Genomic DNA, 18,969 nt, shown 5'->3' with positions numbered 1-18,969 from the left:
TTTAATTTTCTGTGTTAATGGTAATTTCTGCTTTAACAGAACTATTTGAGTCACTATTATATAAATCGTTTTCTATCGTGTAAGAGGAACCGTTCCAGTTTATATATCTAAAACGTATTGATATATTGGTGTCTATAATTTCCTTAGTGCTATGCATTATTATAACTTGTGAATAGTCTTTAGAGAATAGCATTTTGTAATTGGCGTCAGTACTTCCGTCTGGCTTTAGAATATCAATTGTTCCAAAAACTTCAATACTATCTGAGTCTTCATTTTCGTTCAAATTAATGATAGGATCAGTTCCGTTTATCACTTCCAAAGGAATTTTAGGATCATTAAATGGTTCTGGATTTCTAATTAATATTGCTACAGCATCATTCGTATTACGGTTTTTGATAATGTTGAACTCTGTAGTTACTGGCGGATCTAAAGGCTTTATTCTAAAAATACCTTCTATAATTCTGTCCAGAAGATCTATAAATTCTGTTTCTTGTGTATTGCTTGCTGCATTTGTCTCTGTTAGAATAGTATATGCTTCCTCAATTATTTGAGTGTTTATATTTAAATCAATAGTAAATATTGCCTTGACATTATTTTCAGCGTCAAGTATGTAGCTATGTATTTGCTCTTTAAAAGACTTATAACGAGAGGTTTGAAAACCAAAATCATGTACTCGCTTTCGTATGCCATTAAAAGCATTGGTTACAATGGCGGTATACATTTTTCGAGGTTTCAAATCGCCTCCAAAAGTTACAGTGGTATACTGCCTCGCGGGTATAATCTTGTCTCCTCCTACAAAGTCACAATTTCCTCCTTGTGCTTCTACAAAGTTTTGGATAAACTGTAGTTTCGGTGGTATTGGTGCATTTTCATCTGCTACCCATTCTTCTGTAGTTTGAGGAATTGTGGTAACATCTACCTCAGGGGGCATCGGATGTTCCATAATAACGTTTGATACGGGATCTTGTACAAAAACTTTAAAAGATTCTAATTGATTGCCCTCATTATCTATTGTTTCTATTTTTGGCAAAACTCCATACGTTTCCCATGTGTTTTTAAACATGTGCGCCACGTATGGTTTTATGTAAAACAATTGTAATTTCGCCTGTTCTCTACTATAAAACAAAGGCTTGGAACGCAATAAATTACCATCAGCATTCGGATATGAACGATTGTAATCTATATACTGTTTTAATGAAGTTAAAGGGTATTTTTCTGGTTTTAATAGTTTACCATCTGCGTTTCGTTCTCCTCCATAGCTTACATTAGGTGCATTGTGATAATGTCCTATGGTTCCTGCTGTTTTGAATCCATAATGATAGTGAAATGTACCTTCTGGTGTATCAACATCATCTACAATATCTTTTAGTGTAAAGGCTATATGATATTTTGTGTTAGGACGCCAAATAGGATCTACTACTTTGTTTACAGCATCAACTGTAGCCAAATAATCTTTTTGTATAGCTTCCTGACCTGGAATATTATCATTATATGTCCAATCTTCAACAGACAACCAACATATTTCGTGTAACAAAGTACCACATTGTGAATTAGCGTCATTACAAAGTCCTTTAACAATAGTAATAATATCTTGCGCCAATTCTTTTAGTCTAGCCTTATATTCAGCACACAATATAGGTTCTGAACATGTTTTTAATTGCGCTAAAACTAAATTGTATTCTGCAAACTCAGCTTTTATTGCCTGCGCTAATCTTTTATCTTTTATTGGCATGATATTTATTATTAACTTGTTATTTAAAAATCTTTATTAAGACAAACTATGCAGTTTTATGTAATTTAAAATTTAACACCTTTTAATAGCCTCTAATTCTATTATTTCATTTTAGAAATACGACTTTATCTAAAGTCTTATTTTTTTAGATTGTATCTTTTTAATTTTTTATTATACTTTACTATTCTTACCATATCTTTTTGTTTTTTAGATAAGTCAATAAAGTTTAAGAGTTCTTTTTTTCTTCCGATTATATTTACAAAATTTATAGATAGTCCAGAAAAAGAACACTTTTCAATTTCATTAAATTTTTCATTTAAGAATATTTCAATTTTTATATTTAAAATATTGTAAACATATACTCTCTTTATATGAGGTATAGAGGGATAATTGATTTCTTTATTTTTATTTAATTTGAAATATGGGTTTAGCCTTTCTAATATCTCTTCATGTACTATTATAACGTCTATATCATTTATCAAGACATCTTCTCCTAAATGCTTATAATCTGCTAAACTACCAGTAATCGCAAAATTATTTGCACCTAATAAATGATATAAAATACTTATAGCTGCTTTATAGTTATTAAACAACATCCTTAAGTAGCACTCACATTTTTAATACTATCTAATTGGTATTCTGTAGCGTTTTCTTCAGGTGGAATTCCAGTTGATGTATATACTGTTTCAAAAACAATTGAGTAAATTCCCCCAATTTCGCTCCAACTGACAGCAGTATCTAAGATATTAGCATTCTGCTTTATGATATTTATTATCGTGTTTTGATTAGTTGTACTAGATAAATTATATACTCCAGAAATATTAAATATTTCATCATCTAACTGCCTTACTCCATTTGTTGAATCGTATTCTATAGTCTCAAAGACTAGAGTAAAACTTGCTTGGTTTATATATTGACTTGATTCTATTTTGAAACGATTTCTCCCACTTAACGTCACATTAAAAAAAGTATTTCCCACTATTTCCGCAATATATGTTACTATAACATCATCAAAAGCTGTTATACCATTACTATCTGTAACGGTGCACCTAAAAGTATAACTACCTTCTGTAAGTCCTGTTATAGTTGTAGTAGCAGAATTAGGGTTTGTGATACTAATGGAGGCGTCTATGGACGTAGATATAGATGTAGGAGAATCCACACTTCCTAAAAGTTCCCAAAAATAACTTACAATAGTTCCGCCAAAACCAAAAGCTGTAGCTGTAACGGATGTATTATTAGATGATATATTTTGATCCAAACCTGCATTAACTGTTGGAGTTTGATTTGATGATCCACAGTTGCTAGATACTTTAAAACTAGACGCAAACCAATTACTCCAAAGATTTCCTGTATCCTGTATTCTAACCTCTAAATCATAGTCTCCAAGTACTGTAATATCTGGTGTTTTTGGATTACTTATGTCTATAACAAAAGGGGTCCATGCTCCTGTACTAGAGGCTAGTCTGTATTTTCCTTCTGCTGCTTGAAGCGTATCTCCATCAGCATCTGTATATTGTATTGCAAAATTTATTTGACACATATTTCTTAATTTTTATTTTTTGTTTTATATGAGTATTAACTCCTTTATATCTTAATCTATTTGAGTTACGACACCAGTTATATACTTCATAATGTCTTACGTTAAAACTTCCCTCAGAAACTTCATTCAATTTCAAGACGCACAATCGCTAGATACTTTAAAACTAGACGCATACCAATCACTCCAAAGATTTCCTGTATCCTGTATTCTAACTTCTAAGTCATAGTCTCCAAGAACTGTAATATCTGGTGTTTTTGGATCATTTATATCAATAACAAAAGAAGTCCATGCCCCTGTACTAGTAGCAAGTCTATATTTTCCTTCTGCTGCTTGAAGCGTATCTCCATCAGCATCTGCATATTGTATTGTAAAACTTATTTGACACATATTTTTTGATTTTTATTAATGTTTATTATTTGTTTTATATGAATATTAAATCCTTTATATCTTAATTTATTTGCTAAATACTAAATGCATTCGTCTACTTGAATTATGACACCATTTATATCTATTTTTACTATATAACTAGTTATTTTTAAATGATTAAAATTCGGATAAAAGTCCTGTGTATTAGTATTAGAGCTGAATCTATACCAATTATAATTCCCGTTAAAAGAATTTAATGTATTTCGAATAAAAACTTGATTTCCAATGGTTCTCCCATCTCCTATAACAGATACAGAATAGCCTTGTCCACTATAACTATTACAATTGTCAGCTTGCAAAGCTGTTTTAAAATCATTTGTAGTACATAAAGACATATTGGAAACTACACCATTGAGTCCTACAGAAAAACTTCTTTTGGAAACTCCAGAAGTTCCGCCAAAGTAATAGTTTTGATTAGGGCTTATATTTAATGGCATTATTAGTGAAGCATCTATATAAATGATATGCCCATTTTGGATATTATAATTTGAAACATAATATGTAAAGCTTGATCCAAGATTCTGAGTGCTACAAGTACCTTGTAATAAGGTTACTGCTAGTCCATTTGTTAGTGTGATTTCACAACAATTACCTTCAGGAAATGTGATTCCTGTTATTATTGGCGGTGATTCTATTACTTCTTTACAGCAATTCCCGTTAGGAAATGTAATTCCTGTTATTATGGGCGGTAATTCTATAATTTCTTCACAACAGTTTCCATTAGGAAATGCGATTCCTGTTATTACTGGCGGTGATTCTATTACTTCTTCACAACAGTTTCCATTAGGAAAGTTGATTCCTGTTATTACGGGCTGTAATTCTATAACTTCTTCACAGCAATTCCCGTTAGGAAATGTGATGCCTGTTATTATGGGCGGTGATTCTATTACTTCTTCACAGCATTTCCCGTTAGGAAAGTTGATTCCTGTTATTATGGGCGGTGATTCTATTACTTCTTCACAACAGTTTCCATTAGGAAATGTGATTCCTGTGATTATGGGCGGTGATTCTATTACTTCTTCACAACAGTTTCCATTAGGAAATGTGATTCCTGTTATTATTGGCGGTAACTCTACTACTTCTTCACAACAGTTTCCACTAGGAAATGTGATGCCTGTGATTATCGGCGGTAACTCTATAACTTCTTCACAACAGTTCCCATTAGGAAATGTGATTCCCGTTATTATTGGCAGTAACTCTACTACTTCTTCACAACAGTTTCCACTAGGAAATGTGATGCCTGTGATTATTGGTTTCGTATTTTTACCACAACTAGTAAGAAGTTCTATAAATTCATCAAAACAGGCCGTATGTTGATTGTCATCTAAAAAACAATTATTGTAATGATTTAAAAGGACTTGATGTAAACTGCATGGATCGCAAGAATCATCTATGATTAGAGGAGTACTGTCTTTTTCAATACAAGAATCTTCGGTTATTACGATATTATGATTTTGAAGAATCGTTTTTAAATCATTTATTTCATTCAAACATTCTTGCTTTTGGATGAAATATTGTATTCTCCTTGCGACTACTTCTTTTGTTTCATCGATGATATTAAAATACCATTTCCCATTAACTGTTTGTTTTATTAAAATACTTTCATCATTAGACAAGATATTGTTTATAGCTATTTCCACTTCTCTAATTGCAGCTTCTTTGCTGTGATATCTTGTACTGCTACTCAGTATGATTTTACAATCAAAATTATAAACTCTAAAACGATACTCATCAATACCATCATTATCAATTTCATTGTATATCTGACAATATATTTCACCACTATTTTTTGCTACTATTGGAGTTTTTCCAACTTCAAATACCCTTTCATCATAATTATCACTTTGTATTTGCATATTACCAATACCTTCTATTGGAATTGTAGCGTGACATCCTTTGTTCTGTAATATTTTTAATTCGTTTAGTAATCTGTAATATTCAGCAGTATTCAATGGCTCTTTAATATCCGCTCCTTGAGGTATATCATTTTGCAACTCCTCATAAGTTTCAGCAAATAAAGCTTCTATCTGCTCATAGATGGCATCTATCTGTGATTGATCTGCATGAATAGGATAAATTTTTATTTTACTAATAGGAGCTTCTTTACTCGTGTACGTAACTCCATCTTGATTCGTTAAGTCTGATGGTGTAAAATCTCTACTATCAATAGGTACATATTCCGTTAAAAAGCTTCCTTCAGGAATAAAAGACGTATAATAAATCACCTTGATTCCTTGTGCATTTGTACTTAGTTTTAAAGTAACTTCTTTAGATGGTTTGGGAAATTTAAACTCTAAAGCACTTGTATTAGGAAATTTTAAAGATTGAGGAAAACCAAAAATATTTGAATCATCCACAACTTTAGCAATGGAGTTCATCACAATTCCATTAACACTTGATGTTTGCCCTTGTGAAATATTAAAGAATACATTTTGATGCGTATGGTAATATGGAAAATTAGTTTTGGTATGATAATTTGTATCTAGCGGACTATGTAACCAATTAGCACAATCTGACTTTTTAATCGCTCCTGAACAGAAGAAAGAACTAGGAGTTAATCCTATTTGTTCAGGAACAAACCAATCAGGCTCTCCTTGCTCTGTGTATGAAAATGGTGAGCTTGCTAAAAGTCGAATTGCATTGTATTCTTTGTTAGATTTTTGCCAATGTCCAATACGCAACTCTCCAATTTTGGCATATTCTTCAGCATTTAAATTATCTCCTTTAACAACTGCTTCATAAGGATGATAATCTACCCAATGATTTGAACCATCTTCAGCTGCTTTAATTGAAATATCTGTAATTTGATAGCGATGTTTTACTTGGCGTAATTCATTCCCCTTAATTACTTTGACAGGAGGTATTATATCCTCATAATTCTCTGGAGGAGAATTGTAGCTCCCAATAATACCTGCAATATCACCAGGTAACAATGCTTTTTCAAACTTAATATCTACATACGTATCTAATGGGATGATAGCATCATTAAATAAGTGATCACTATTCGCATCAGGAGCAGAATCGCCAAAATTAATAAGTTCAAAAGTTTCTCCTGTAAGCATGTGAATTCCCTTCACAGCTTGATCTCTTGATGCTTCTGCAATAGGAGGAATAGGGTCTCTATTTACTTTACGACTTTTCTCCCACTTAATTTTAACCGTTGCACAAATTTTTATTCTTACAAATAAGAGTTTTATACGTCCACAAACTCGTATTTCTGCATAAATTAAAAATGGATTCGCTGCTTCTACAGAAAAATGCACATAGAATGACACGCCAACGGTAATGATTCCAAATAAATCGACTCGCGCACCAGCATCAACAGTCATATAACCGCCTATTTGAGGGCGTTCAAAACTTATAAAACCTCCTACTTCTGCAATTAAGTGCGCTTTAACACCAATAGGCCCAAAGCGTTCATTGATATCAAAAGAAACTTTAGCGCCTGCTTCAATACCACTTCCTGAAAGCATTAAGAAACTTTCCATTTCTACCAGAGATAATACTTTTGCCGTAATAGGATCTTCGCGAGTTCCCATATTTAAGTACCAACCAGATGGATTGTCCCAAAAGAAACCCGCTTGCATATATGCATGCAAATCAATAATACTTCCATTATTTTGTGGTAATTTAAAATCTACACCTGCGCCAATTTCTATACCATTATCAGCAAGAATCATAAAGGCAAAAAATGGTGGTTCTCCACTATCGTCTAATCCCCATTCTTTGCTTAAAATACTTGCCCTTCCATCAATCATCAACATATTAGGAATGGACAATAATACCATAACTCGAAGTGAAATAATGTTATTACTTCCCATAGTCGCTACAGTCATGCCAGCACCTAAACTAATAGGGTTTGAATAATTTTCGGTTTTATCTGGTCCATTAAATTTTGAAACATCTACACCTCGTGGTGGATGGGTATAATAATCATACCATGAATCATCGTGTGAGTGTAAACCTACTGCTTCTTTTTCAGCCACATATCTAAAGCCCATTAACCCTCTAAACCCTGTGATTCCTAAACCTGTTGCGGCAAGCGGAATTGGAATTGGAATGTCTAAGTATGCATCTATTAAAAATGCGGGTGGTTTTGGTTGTAAGCGCATATTGGCTCCACCTGCCATCTTCAATTTTGGTAATTTTAATGATACGCCTCCTGCATATTCTACTTCGTTGATAGATAACCAGCCTTTTATAATCGCTGTTGCAGAGCTTGCTGATGCGTTTCCTGGTATAGTTAAATCGACCTCAATGGTTTCTATTTTTATATACGAATGATGCTCTTTAGCTGGTATGTAATCATCATCTCCTTCATTACCTACAGCAGGTGCATCATCTACGGTATAGAAATATTTTACACCTTCACCACGTGCTTCAACACCAATACTCCCTAAACTGATACCTCCATCAAAACCAAAGAAATTATACTTTCGCAGTATTCCGTTATCATCTTCTTCTTGGAAAGAACCGAAATTGATACCTGTAACGGATATTTCTACAGGTCCTAAGTTTAATGTAAAATTGGTTGGTACTGCTATAGCTCCTCCAACAATTTCAAAACTCCCGTCACTATAGATCCGTAAACGTTCCACAACGATACGTTGATCTCCTATGAACTTTTTTATAATTGCATTCGTAAATACAATATCACAAGCGGTTCCAATGTAAAAAGGGGTATCATTACTTTCTCTACCCACTTCTAAAGAGTTAATGTGTAGTTCTAGTACATTAGGGATTATTATAGGTTGAAAACCATCTTGCTCAGATGCAGTCACGTTAAAACCACCATCATCATCTAAATGTCCAAAAATATCAATGTTAGCAATATTACCATTGGCATCTTTTAATCTTGGTATTTTTAAACCTCCTTGAATATCAGACTCTACGATGTGTCCTTGCTGGAATGTTATATCAAAACTTGTAAACCAGATTTCGAAGCCGTTGTTGCCTAGTTTTTTTATTAATTTTGGATCACTTGTTCCATCAATTACTTCAAGAGCCATAGTTCCAGAAATTCCACCCGTACCAACTAACAGATTATATCCAGCAAGTCTAGCTGTAGTATCTGGATGATTTTCTTCATTATTGAACCATTTTTTGGGGAGTATAATTGCAGTATAGTCTGTATATACACCCATAAATTCTGGTGGCCTACCATCTAAATCGGCTTCCAAAATATTTTCATCACGACTTAGGTCTATTTTAAGATTTTGGACATCTATAATTAATCCAGTATTACCTATTTGTGCTGGAACATTAGTATTTAATACCAATTCCATATTATATCCTAAACCTTTTTCTGTATCAGCATAAAATAGTGCTTCACCAAAACTTAATACAACTTTTGGATTACCGTCAGGATCTTCTGGAATGATATCGTAAGGAATATTTCCTGTAGATGAGCCATAGGAGCTATTTCCATTTTCGTCGTAAACAGGTTTCAATATATTTCTTGGAAATTCTATGCCTGTAGAGAGCTCTAATGTAACCCTAGCTTTAGGTATAAATAGTTCTCTTAAATATTCTTCAATGTCTTGGGGTATAAATATAGAGAAGATTTTATTTAATTTTTCCTTTTGCTCTACCGCATCACCTGTGAGGATATATAGAGATAATACTGATAAATATGCTGTTGCTCCAGCTTGCTGATTAATTTCAAATACTAATTCTTCTAATTCTGTTTCTGGATTTATAGGAATTGATATTGAAGTTCCATATAATGCGTTTACATCATTAACAAATTGCTCAAGCCTAGTCGTAGATGAATCAACAGGAACGACAAAAGTTCTGATAGCTGAATCGATAACCTGTAATTCACTTACTTCAAAAATATCTAAACTAAGATTAAATAAATCTTCTATAGAGAATGAGAAGTTGCTTAAATTGAAAAAGCGTTTATATGCCAATATTTTCCACTCCCAAAATACAGTAATAGGAAATGACGAAATATTAAAATCCTCTTGATCGGGATTAAGTACTAAAAAAATACCTGTTCCTGGTAGCTCAATTGATAATCGCTTTCTACTGACAATATCTAAACTATAGAACGCAGCATCTCCTTTTAAGCTTTTTGAATATTGTAAATCCTTGTAGTATATATTATCAAAAAACGATTGAATTCCATCTTTTATAAAGCTGAGAACATCTGGTAAATCATCTACACTTACGACATCAGATAAAGGCGGATAATATTTTGTAATTGGCATATTATAAATTTGTTAATTTAATTATCATCGATATCTTCCTCAAAAATTGGAAGTGGACTTTCTTTTGTTTCAAGAATTTCTCCAGTTTTCCCATCAAGTTTTACATGTTTACTTACGTTTTTAATGTATTCATTTTCTTCAATTTTGATATATATACCTTGTTCAATCTCTTTTTTTAATGCTTTAGTATCTATATTTTTTATCTTTTCAATTATTGGATACTCTATGTGCCAATAATATTTATCATCTGAAATTACCTGTTTCCAAATCTTTGTTCTATTTCCTTTATTCTTTTTTACCAGAGGAATACCTCTCTCCTCACAAAATTCAAATACTTGTTGATAAGTAAAATCAAAACCTTCATCATAATCTATTGTTTTGATAACATTCCCGTTCTCATCAAAATGATACCAAACGCCAATATCAAAACCAAACCAACAAACAACACCCTTTGTTTTAATATTTCCATTATTATGGAAGCTTTTATAAACAGGAAAAATCGGGTTAATAGAATAATCATAACCAGAAATATTCTCAACGGTTCCATCTTTTTTTAAATTTCCTGAGTAATAAACAAGCGTATTACGGTTTGCATCATGTTCAGAATATGAAGAACTCCTCTTATTTACATAAACAGTATCTATATTTTTATATTTTTTATTGACACTCAAAAATGATTCCTGTTTTTTAGAGAAAAGATTTAAATCTATTTTTTCGACTTTATTGTTTGTTTTTGGAATTTCCATTTTAGATATATTTTGTGATTTACAACTAAAAATCGTTATAATTATGGTTATTATATATGTATATTTCATTTTCATTATTTTAAGGCTCTACATCCGATGCGCTAAAAGCTATTCTTCCTTGCCAATCCCATAAGCTTATTCTGTCAAAATAAGATGGACTACCGTGTGAATAGTCTAGAATATTTTCAGTTAGTTTTGGCTCAAAAGTAAACTTTGCATATTTTGAAGCTTCATAAGCTGTAAAACTATGTTCAACATTTGCCGTATGTAAAAATTCATGAACAGGTGTTACTTCATTAGCTGTTACAAAATTAATAGTAGATAGAACATGTGATTTTGGATCTGTGAAACCATTTAAACCTATATAATTACCTCCAGAATCAATTTTCCCTCCACTTTCTTTAAAATAGAATAGTTTAAAATAATCATTAGGAGGGTACTCATTTGCAATAGTATTCGCTGTACCTGGAACATTTTGAGCAATTAAAAAATCTTGTAATTTACCTGTTGGTAATGCAGGGTTGCTAAGATCCTCTCTGATAATCTTATTTTGTCCGTTATGATTTGTAATATAATCAGAATTAAAAGTTGCATTACTTGATAGATCTAACTCAAATGTTTCTATAATTGGCGTAATCAAAATTTGCCTTAAAAACTTCTTTAACACTAATGCTTCATCTTCAAGCTCAGTATTAGTAAGGCTTTTTGATGCACTCCCATTAATATGAGTCTTTACTGGAATTATAACAACTCTTTTAGAAGCCCTTAATGCTTTACTATTAGGCTTTACTCTTAAAAGACCAACAATTTTGCCCATTGTATCTAAAACACCTGAAGAATCAGTATAATAAGCAACAACCTTAATTAGTTGCTCGATACTAAACTCTCTTAAAGAAGTAATAGTTATGTTTATCCACCTGTTTCCAGTATTCTTATTAATAACCAAAGGAGAAACATTTAATAAAGAAGAGTCATATTCAAATTCTAATATATCAGGTTCTTCTCTAATATTTATTCTTAATCTTAATTCAGCTACCCGATTAACATCATCATCATAAGGAGCCGTAAAAATTGCTTGTCTATCTAAGTCAGGAATAGGTGGAGTTGGAGAAATATATGGAGGGTAAATTGTAAGCAATGGCACAAAGTATTTTTCAATATCGTTGTTATTTTCAAATTGAATAGGGTAAGGGTTGTATTCAAATTCTAGTTTTTTATAGAGCTCATTGTGAATTTTAAAATGCCCCGAGTAACTATTTCTACTTAATACCACACTCGTATGCGCGGGATCGCTATATAGCTTACCAACATGATTAGAATAATCAATATCGCCATCAGCGAAAGTATCTCCAATTCTCATCCAATCAAAGCCAAATTCTCCAGAATAAGAAGATTTTAGCTTGAATTGAACTTTAGCTTTAGGTACTTCTTCATAGAATTCTTGATACATAGCATATTTTTCGGAAAAAAAAGTGAAATCATCTACGGTATAAACAAAAATATCCGTAGTTGGGAATTTAGTTGCTAAAGTCCCTGTGCTATCCTCATATTTTAAACCTAATTTAAACTTTCTATATATTTTAGAGGTTGGGACGGATGTATCCTCTTCTAAATGAAAGTAAACATTTGCAGGGTCATTAATAAATGGTATATATCCAGATGCTGAAGTATCTGGAATAGTCTCGCTATCATATACTAATTTATTATATTCTTTGGAGAGAACACCTAACTGTATAATCTTTCTTTTATTATTATAGTGATCTTCGTTAACTAAATGAAGAGTATCTATAATAGTACCTCCATCATCTAAAGTACCTTTGTATATTCTACAATTAGGGCTGTCAAAGAAAACTGAACCATAATTGCTTTTTTGAAGATTTTTTTCAAATGCAGAATTTAAGCCTCTTTGTGTATGGAAATCTTTATTTTCGTCAGTAACATTATTATATATAATTTGGTAAAGCTTTCTTTCCTCAATTGTTCCAGCAGAATTCTTCCCTAAATCAACTATCATTCTTGTGTTAACAGTTACATCCTTAATGTTAATTCCACTTAATTCGACGCTTTTATTCTGTATCTGACTAGACCAATGGCATAAATTACTAGCTCCTACAGGTAAAGTGAAAACCTCTTTGATATTCGTTTGCCATAAATCATCATAAAAATTTAAAAAATTAACTGGCTGATTTTCGTTTACTACAATTGACAATAAATTAGAAACTAAATTGAAATTTCCTGAAACACCAATGCTCTTGGCTGGTATTTTTTGAATTAATTTGCTTTGCCCACTACGAGTAGGAATATGTGGTCTAACATGATTAGGTGATCCTGGAAATGGATTAGTTGTTATTAAAAGTTGATTAGTTGTTATGAAATTTTCTGACCCCCAATTAGGGAATGAACAAAATGCAGACAAATAAATATCTGTGTAATGAATTGAAGCATCAATATTATAATGAAAACTAAATTGGAATTCTTTTATTTCAGTAGGATTTGGTGAAATAGTTTTAATCAAAATTGGCCAATCATCAGTTTTATAGTCAACCAAAGTAGAGGGGCTTGTGCCTTGTATATCTAAAGAGACCTGTCCGCTATTGGAATGATAGTTATAAGACCTTCCTCTTTCACCCTGAATGTAAAGATAGAGCTTGCTTTTAGTTTGATATTTACTAACAATACTACCATAAATATCATCAACATTAGTTTTGGGAACAGCGTCATTAAATAAAGTGATTTCACCAGCATCAATATGTGAACCCCAAAAAGCGGCAGCGTCAATAAACTGATGTATATGTTCTCTATATCGCTTTTGTTTTACTGCTCCTGTGACTGTAGTTATATCAAAAATATGCTGTTTTTTTCTGGCATACTCTAAATCTAGTTTAAATAACTGTTCTTCATAATCTAATTCATAGTCACCATAATCTAGAACAATATCTAAACCTATTTCTCCAGTAAAATTTCCTAAATATTCACCTTTGTTACATTTTGGAAGTTGAAAAAAGTCAATATTATTTTCAACATTAAAAAATATTGAACTAATTAATGTATCATCAGTTTGATTATCTGCTCCATACCCAATTAAAAAAGAAGGAAATGTTTCAGGAGGTGTATCAATAATTCCTGCGTCATATAATGGCTGATTAAAATCTATAAATTGTTGCCAAATTTTCTTTAAAAACAAAGGTTGATTCGGATCACTATCGTTAACTGCTTGTAAAATATTATTATTTATTAAATCCCCTTTATTTACTCCTCTATATATAAAATATTTTATTTTGAAAGGAGCATATGTCTCAGATGGTTTCAGAATAAAATTGACTTTAGTATCATCGCCTATTTGAGGCTGAATAAGTATGTGCCCATTACAAATAGCGAAAACTTTAGAAACTGTTGTTGGAGTAATTGTTCTAATTACAGATGTCGTTCTATACTTATTACTTTCATCCCCTTTAACTGGACCAAAAGAATCCGATGTTTTTATTGCTATATTTTCTGGTGTAGTATCATCCACTGTATCTTTAATTACAGAATGATCTACAAAAAAATGAGATTTAGGATTATAATTATTTATCGCCATAAATTATTATTTTCAATTATATTTTAACTTAGGCTAATTAATTACCTATATTAAAAACTAATAGTAATTATTCGCTCGATTATAAATATTCAACTGTATATCAAAATCTACATACAGTATTACTTCCCACAAAAGCATACAATTAAAACACTACTGTTTCAATAGCGATACAATTGTAGTACGTGAGTTAAACTTGATAGTATGTATAATTAGGAATCAGACACACATCAATAAGTATCAATCAAAAGGGAAATTTAGAAACATCAAAAAATCTGATGCTCATGAGGGAGTTGTTGAATTAAGTAAACACATAAAAGTCCTGTAATAAGTAAAAATGATTTTTAGGCTATTTATATCATTAAAACAAATGCTTTTACTTTTTGAATTTTAGTTAAAACATAGGAATAGGTACTTTTCTCAATCTGAAATTACTTTTCATAATAAGTGGTTTTAATTAATGTTAAAACGAATATAAGAAAAAAATAATAAACTTGTAGGAATATATATTATAAATTAATGTATTAAGCTACTTTAAAAAAAGTAAATACCTATATAATGTTATTTTTCAGGACTTTGTGAATCTAATCAGTTATAAAAAAAGATAATATTGATATTTGAATAGTCAGCCTTTGACAAACTACGTATTACAAGTACAATATTTGCTAGTGTATTTTAGCTAGATGAAAAAACAAAGACATAGCAACGAATGTTTTCTTCGATTTACCAGATGTATATAGAAGATATCAACCAAAAAGATTTTTGTGAGCGGGAAGATATCAAGTATCATACCTTTCAATATTTGTTGAATCATTATCGTCATAAGAACAAATTATATCAATCGGGCATAAAGCCCCGTTTTGAGCATAATTCAGATCAATTTATTCCCATAAATATTGAAGTTTCTATTGACAGTATTGACTAAGCAATTACCATTGTATATATTGATGAAGTTCCCTGTATTTATTTTTTTTAATAAACCAACAAAAAAGCAGTTTCCTTACAACAACTCTTCTCATGTTTGGATTAGGCGCTTCACAATAGAAAAAATAGTAATTTTAAAGCATTAAAAGAGTACCGTTTCAGAGTACCGAAAAGCATAGAAATCGACCCTTTTTCGAACTCCTTATTTCATAAACAACTGAAAATCAGGTGCGCAAAATTTAACCAACTGCGTGTTATTTGTTGTTTGTTGTTTGTTGTTTGTTTTTTGTTTTTTGTGAATTTGTCGATTTGTTACTCTTAACTATTCATGATTTTTGACGAATTTGATTTTTATAACTTCTTGTTAAAATATTTTGCTAGAATTACTTTTTGAGAATCTTTCGAACAGTGCCCGATAGTTTTAAAAAGTAAATTCCTGTTGGTAAAGTGCTTATGTTCATGATTCTACTTGACGTGAATTTAAAATTATGCAGTTCTTGACCTAAAGAATTATATAGTCTTACTTTGGAAGTATCTAGTTCAATGCCTTCAATTGTAATTTGATGAGTTGCCGGATTTGGGTAGATTTTAATCGAAGTGAATGACTCATCTTTTATACTTAATGTTGACGCATATTCAATGGCACCAATATCTGGATTACTGTCTCTTGTATTGTTGAAGAAATCAACGGTTGGAGCGTCTTGTAATGCTGTTGTAGGATCAATAGCTGGTGAAGTTGCTTGTAAATTAAAATCGAAATTAGCGGCATCTACAAACAACGGATCAACCATTTGCGTGTTGACTTGTAAGGAAGCAACATTTGCGTTTTCGCTAATAGCGCCTTCCGTTCCATAAATAATATTATCGCGTACAACCAAACCATCTGCAGCAGCGATAGGAGATGCAATCGCAGATTTACTCAAATTGGAATCAATGATACTAATGTTGTTTAAAATTTTGATATCTACGCCTCCATTGGCACTGATACCAATATTTCCGCCGTTACTGCTAGACGTGATTCCTTCTGTAATAGATTTTGTGTACGAATTGAAATAACAGGTATTATTGATAATGTCGATGCGGTTTCCGTCATTGCTGTGCACACCACTAAAGCCGTTGTAATAACAGATGTTGTTTTGCACCAAAATTCGTCCATTTTCCCAATTGACATCGATAGAACCGTCAGTGTTATATGTAGTTTGATTGCGCTGCAGCGAAATTCCTTTGCCTTCGTCAATATGAGGTGTAATGACCGTTTTAGTAGGTGCCCAAGAGTATTGTTCGTTAAAATTGTGATGCACTTTATTTCGTAAAATTCGAATTCTGTAGTCATCTCCAGTTCTTGTACTGGTGGCTTTGGTTATTACTAAACCGTGTGTTCCTGAGTAGGAACGCCTAGAACAATAGCTAATTTCATTTTCAATGATGTCAATGTCTTCACAGTCAGAAACACGCAATCCGCCACCAGGCATATAACGAATTGTATTGTTCCGAATGATGATATTTTCTACTTTACTAGCGTACAAACCTCTCGTATCTACATACGAAGGTCTTTTAATATTCATTCCGCTTAAATCAGAATAGATTTCGCCATCTACTACTGCGTTGGGCGTACAGTTACTCACACAGTCTTGGTCTCTGTATTTGATATCTGTGATGAGTGGCGCATTTTCGTTCGCAACCGTGTTTGTGTCTATGTAGACAAATTGTATGGCATTTGCAGTAGCTAATGGAATATTGATATTTCCTTCGATTGTGAGCTCTTCAATAATGACGTAGCTAGAATTTAATATTCTAAAAATATTACTTCCGTCGCCTTTTAAAATAGTATTGCTATCATATCCTTTGATAGTAATGTATTTGGCAGCTTGTCCATTTTGTGGTGGTGTTCCATGTAAATTATTGATTCTAATCGTATTTTCCGAATGCCACAAATGTGCATCGTTTGGCATATTGTACACATAACTTTCATCATAACTGGCATTTGTATATTCACCCATAATAAAAAGTGTATCGCCACCAGTCAGTAATCCGGTTAGGGTAGAATTTATTGTTTTAAAGGCTGTTACAGGAGATAAGCCGTCATTTGTATTGTTGCCATTTTGTTGATCTACGTAGTAGTTTGTCTGCGCGAAACCATTCAAGAAACATAGAAAAAATAGTAGGAATGATAATTTCATCTTCATCATCTTTTTATTTTGTTATGAAAAATAAATAAAAGTGGTAATTACGATAAAAATAATTGCTACACCAAAAATCTTAGCGTACTGCCATGGTGTAATGTCTACTTCTTGCGTAAATTTTTGTTCGTATGATTCTTCTCTCGGTTCCATTTTACCTATGATTAACATGATTAAAATATTCAAAACAAATAAGATTGCCATGATATGCAAGAAATGTGGATAGTTGTCTTTACCAAATACATAAGGTTCCAACACAAATTGACTGATGATATACAAAACTGCACCTGAAACGATAGCAATATTTGCCGCTTTTGCCGGCACACGTTTGGTAAGATATCCCACAATAATAATTGTTAGGATAGGAATGCTGTAACAACCGTTTACTTCTTGTAAATAGCCAAACAATCCATCTGGTGCGTATGCTATGAAAGGTGCTACCACCATTGCTAAGATTGCGAGTAAGATTCCAAAATATTTCCCTGCGTTGACAATTTGTTTTTCGGTAGCTTTTTTGTTGATGAATTCTTTGTAAATATCTACCCCAAAAAGGGTTACCGAACTGTTTAATGCACTGTTGAACGAACTCAAAATTGCGCCAAATAATACGGCGGCAAAGAAGCCAACTAGCGATACTGGCAATACTTTTGCTACCAATTCTGGATAGGCTTCATCTGCATTTGGCAGGTTTCCTTGAAAGATGTGATACGCAATAATCCCTGGAATAACGACGATTAATGGACCTAATATTTTGATAAATGAAGCGAAGATCAGTCCTTTTTGTCCTTCTTTTAAGTTTTTGGCTCCCAACGCACGCTGAATGATGGCTTGGTTGGTTCCCCAATAAAATAGCTGCACCAACATCATTCCTGTAAAAATTGTCGCAAAGGGTATGGACGATTCAGAATTTCCGATAGCATCAAACTTTTCAGGGTTTGCAGTCATTAAGGTTGAAATTCCTTCCGACAGACTTCCATCGCCAATGTAGCACAATCCAAAATACGGAATCATCAATCCGCCAATGAGCAAACCAACGGCATTGATAGTGTCTGAAACCGCTACCGCTTTTAATCCTCCAAAAATTGCATATATAGAACCTACAATTCCGATAAAGAAAACAGTAGACCACAAGGCAACAGTTTTTGAGACTCCTAACATTTCTGGCACATCAAACATACTGTTAATGGCTAATGCTCCTGAATACAATACGATTGGCAATAAAACCACTACGTATCCTGTTAAAAATAATCCTGAAGTTAATGCTTTGGTGGTTTTGTTATAGCGTCTTTCTAAAAAGGTAGGAATCGTAGCAATTCCGCCTTTTAAATACCGTGGTAATAAAAATATGGCAGTAATCACCATGGCAATGGCTGCTAAAGTTTCCCACGCCATGACTAAAATTCCTTCTTTATAGGCAGATCCGTTGAGTCCAACTATTTGTTCTGTGGAAAGATTTGTCAACAGTAAAGAACCTGCAATAACGATTCCTGTGAGACTTCTTCCGCCCAAAAAATAACCATCGGCAGAATTTTCATCTGTAGAACGCGTTGCTAGATACGAAATAATAGCTACTAAAGCGGTAAAACCAATAAAAGAGAGTATACCAAGCATGTAAATAAGATTTAGGAT

Annotated in this window: 9 protein-coding genes; all 9 read right to left on the bottom strand. The window is 32.4% G+C overall.

The window, feature by feature from the left end; translation table 11 throughout:
- Window position 1 precedes the first annotated feature (1 nt).
- The gene (locus tag C8N46_RS09040) at window positions 2–1,732 is read right to left on the bottom strand and encodes a hypothetical protein (protein ID WP_108114552.1); all 1,731 of its coding nucleotides are present in this window, start codon (window positions 1,730–1,732) and stop codon (window positions 2–4) included.
- Window positions 1,733–1,869: 137 nt separating this feature from the next.
- Window positions 1,870–2,328: a hypothetical protein gene (locus tag C8N46_RS09035; RefSeq protein ID WP_108114551.1), complete on the bottom strand. Its 459-nt coding sequence runs from the start codon at window positions 2,326–2,328 to the stop codon at window positions 1,870–1,872.
- Between the two features lie 2 nt (window positions 2,329–2,330).
- A complete protein-coding gene (locus C8N46_RS09030) occupies window positions 2,331–3,275 on the bottom strand; it encodes a PKD domain-containing protein (protein WP_108114550.1) in 945 nt (314 codons plus the stop codon).
- A gap of 132 nt (window positions 3,276–3,407) precedes the next feature.
- Window positions 3,408–3,662, bottom strand: coding sequence for a hypothetical protein (locus C8N46_RS09025; protein WP_108114549.1), 255 nt, complete (start codon window positions 3,660–3,662; stop codon window positions 3,408–3,410).
- Between the two features lie 80 nt (window positions 3,663–3,742).
- Complete coding sequence (locus C8N46_RS09020) at window positions 3,743–9,913, bottom strand: hypothetical protein (protein WP_108114548.1); 6,171 nt, start codon at window positions 9,911–9,913, stop codon at window positions 3,743–3,745.
- 17 nt (window positions 9,914–9,930) lie between these two features.
- Entirely contained in the window at window positions 9,931–10,659 is a 729-nt protein-coding gene (locus C8N46_RS09015; protein WP_146169778.1) for a hypothetical protein, read from the bottom strand.
- A gap of 79 nt (window positions 10,660–10,738) precedes the next feature.
- Entirely contained in the window at window positions 10,739–14,239 is a 3,501-nt protein-coding gene (locus tag C8N46_RS09010) for a hypothetical protein (RefSeq protein ID WP_108114546.1), read from the bottom strand.
- A 1,304-nt stretch (window positions 14,240–15,543) separates the two neighbouring features.
- On the bottom strand, window positions 15,544–17,340 hold the full coding sequence (locus tag C8N46_RS09005) for a T9SS type A sorting domain-containing protein (RefSeq protein WP_158269116.1): 1,797 nt from the start codon (window positions 17,338–17,340) through the stop codon (window positions 15,544–15,546).
- Between the two features lie 21 nt (window positions 17,341–17,361).
- Window positions 17,362–18,951: a solute:sodium symporter family transporter gene (locus C8N46_RS09000; protein WP_108114544.1), complete on the bottom strand. Its 1,590-nt coding sequence runs from the start codon at window positions 18,949–18,951 to the stop codon at window positions 17,362–17,364.
- Window positions 18,952–18,969: the final 18 nt, after the last annotated feature.

Origin of the sequence: Kordia periserrulae (assembly GCF_003054265.1) — a bacterium.
GTDB classification, from domain to species: domain Bacteria; phylum Bacteroidota; class Bacteroidia; order Flavobacteriales; family Flavobacteriaceae; genus Kordia; species Kordia periserrulae.
This window is presented reverse-complemented; position numbering and strand designations above follow the sequence as displayed.

Bases quoted from the DNA above. Each gene is read 5' to 3' on its own strand.
- C8N46_RS09040 (WP_108114552.1), bottom strand. From the start codon at position 1,732: ATGCCAATAAAAGATAAAAGATTAGCGCAGGCAATAAAAGCTGAGTTT.
- C8N46_RS09035 (WP_108114551.1), bottom strand. From the start codon at position 2,328: ATGTTGTTTAATAACTATAAAGCAGCTATAAGTATTTTATATCATTTA.
- C8N46_RS09030 (WP_108114550.1), bottom strand. From the start codon at position 3,275: ATGTGTCAAATAAATTTTGCAATACAATATACAGATGCTGATGGAGAT.
- C8N46_RS09025 (WP_108114549.1), bottom strand. From the start codon at position 3,662: ATGTGTCAAATAAGTTTTACAATACAATATGCAGATGCTGATGGAGAT.
- C8N46_RS09020 (WP_108114548.1), bottom strand. From the start codon at position 9,913: ATGCCAATTACAAAATATTATCCGCCTTTATCTGATGTCGTAAGTGTA.
- C8N46_RS09015 (WP_146169778.1), bottom strand. From the start codon at position 10,659: ATGGAAATTCCAAAAACAAACAATAAAGTCGAAAAAATAGATTTAAAT.
- C8N46_RS09010 (WP_108114546.1), bottom strand. From the start codon at position 14,239: ATGGCGATAAATAATTATAATCCTAAATCTCATTTTTTTGTAGATCAT.
- C8N46_RS09005 (WP_158269116.1), bottom strand. From the start codon at position 17,340: ATGAAATTATCATTCCTACTATTTTTTCTATGTTTCTTGAATGGTTTC.
- C8N46_RS09000 (WP_108114544.1), bottom strand. From the start codon at position 18,951: ATGCTTGGTATACTCTCTTTTATTGGTTTTACCGCTTTAGTAGCTATT.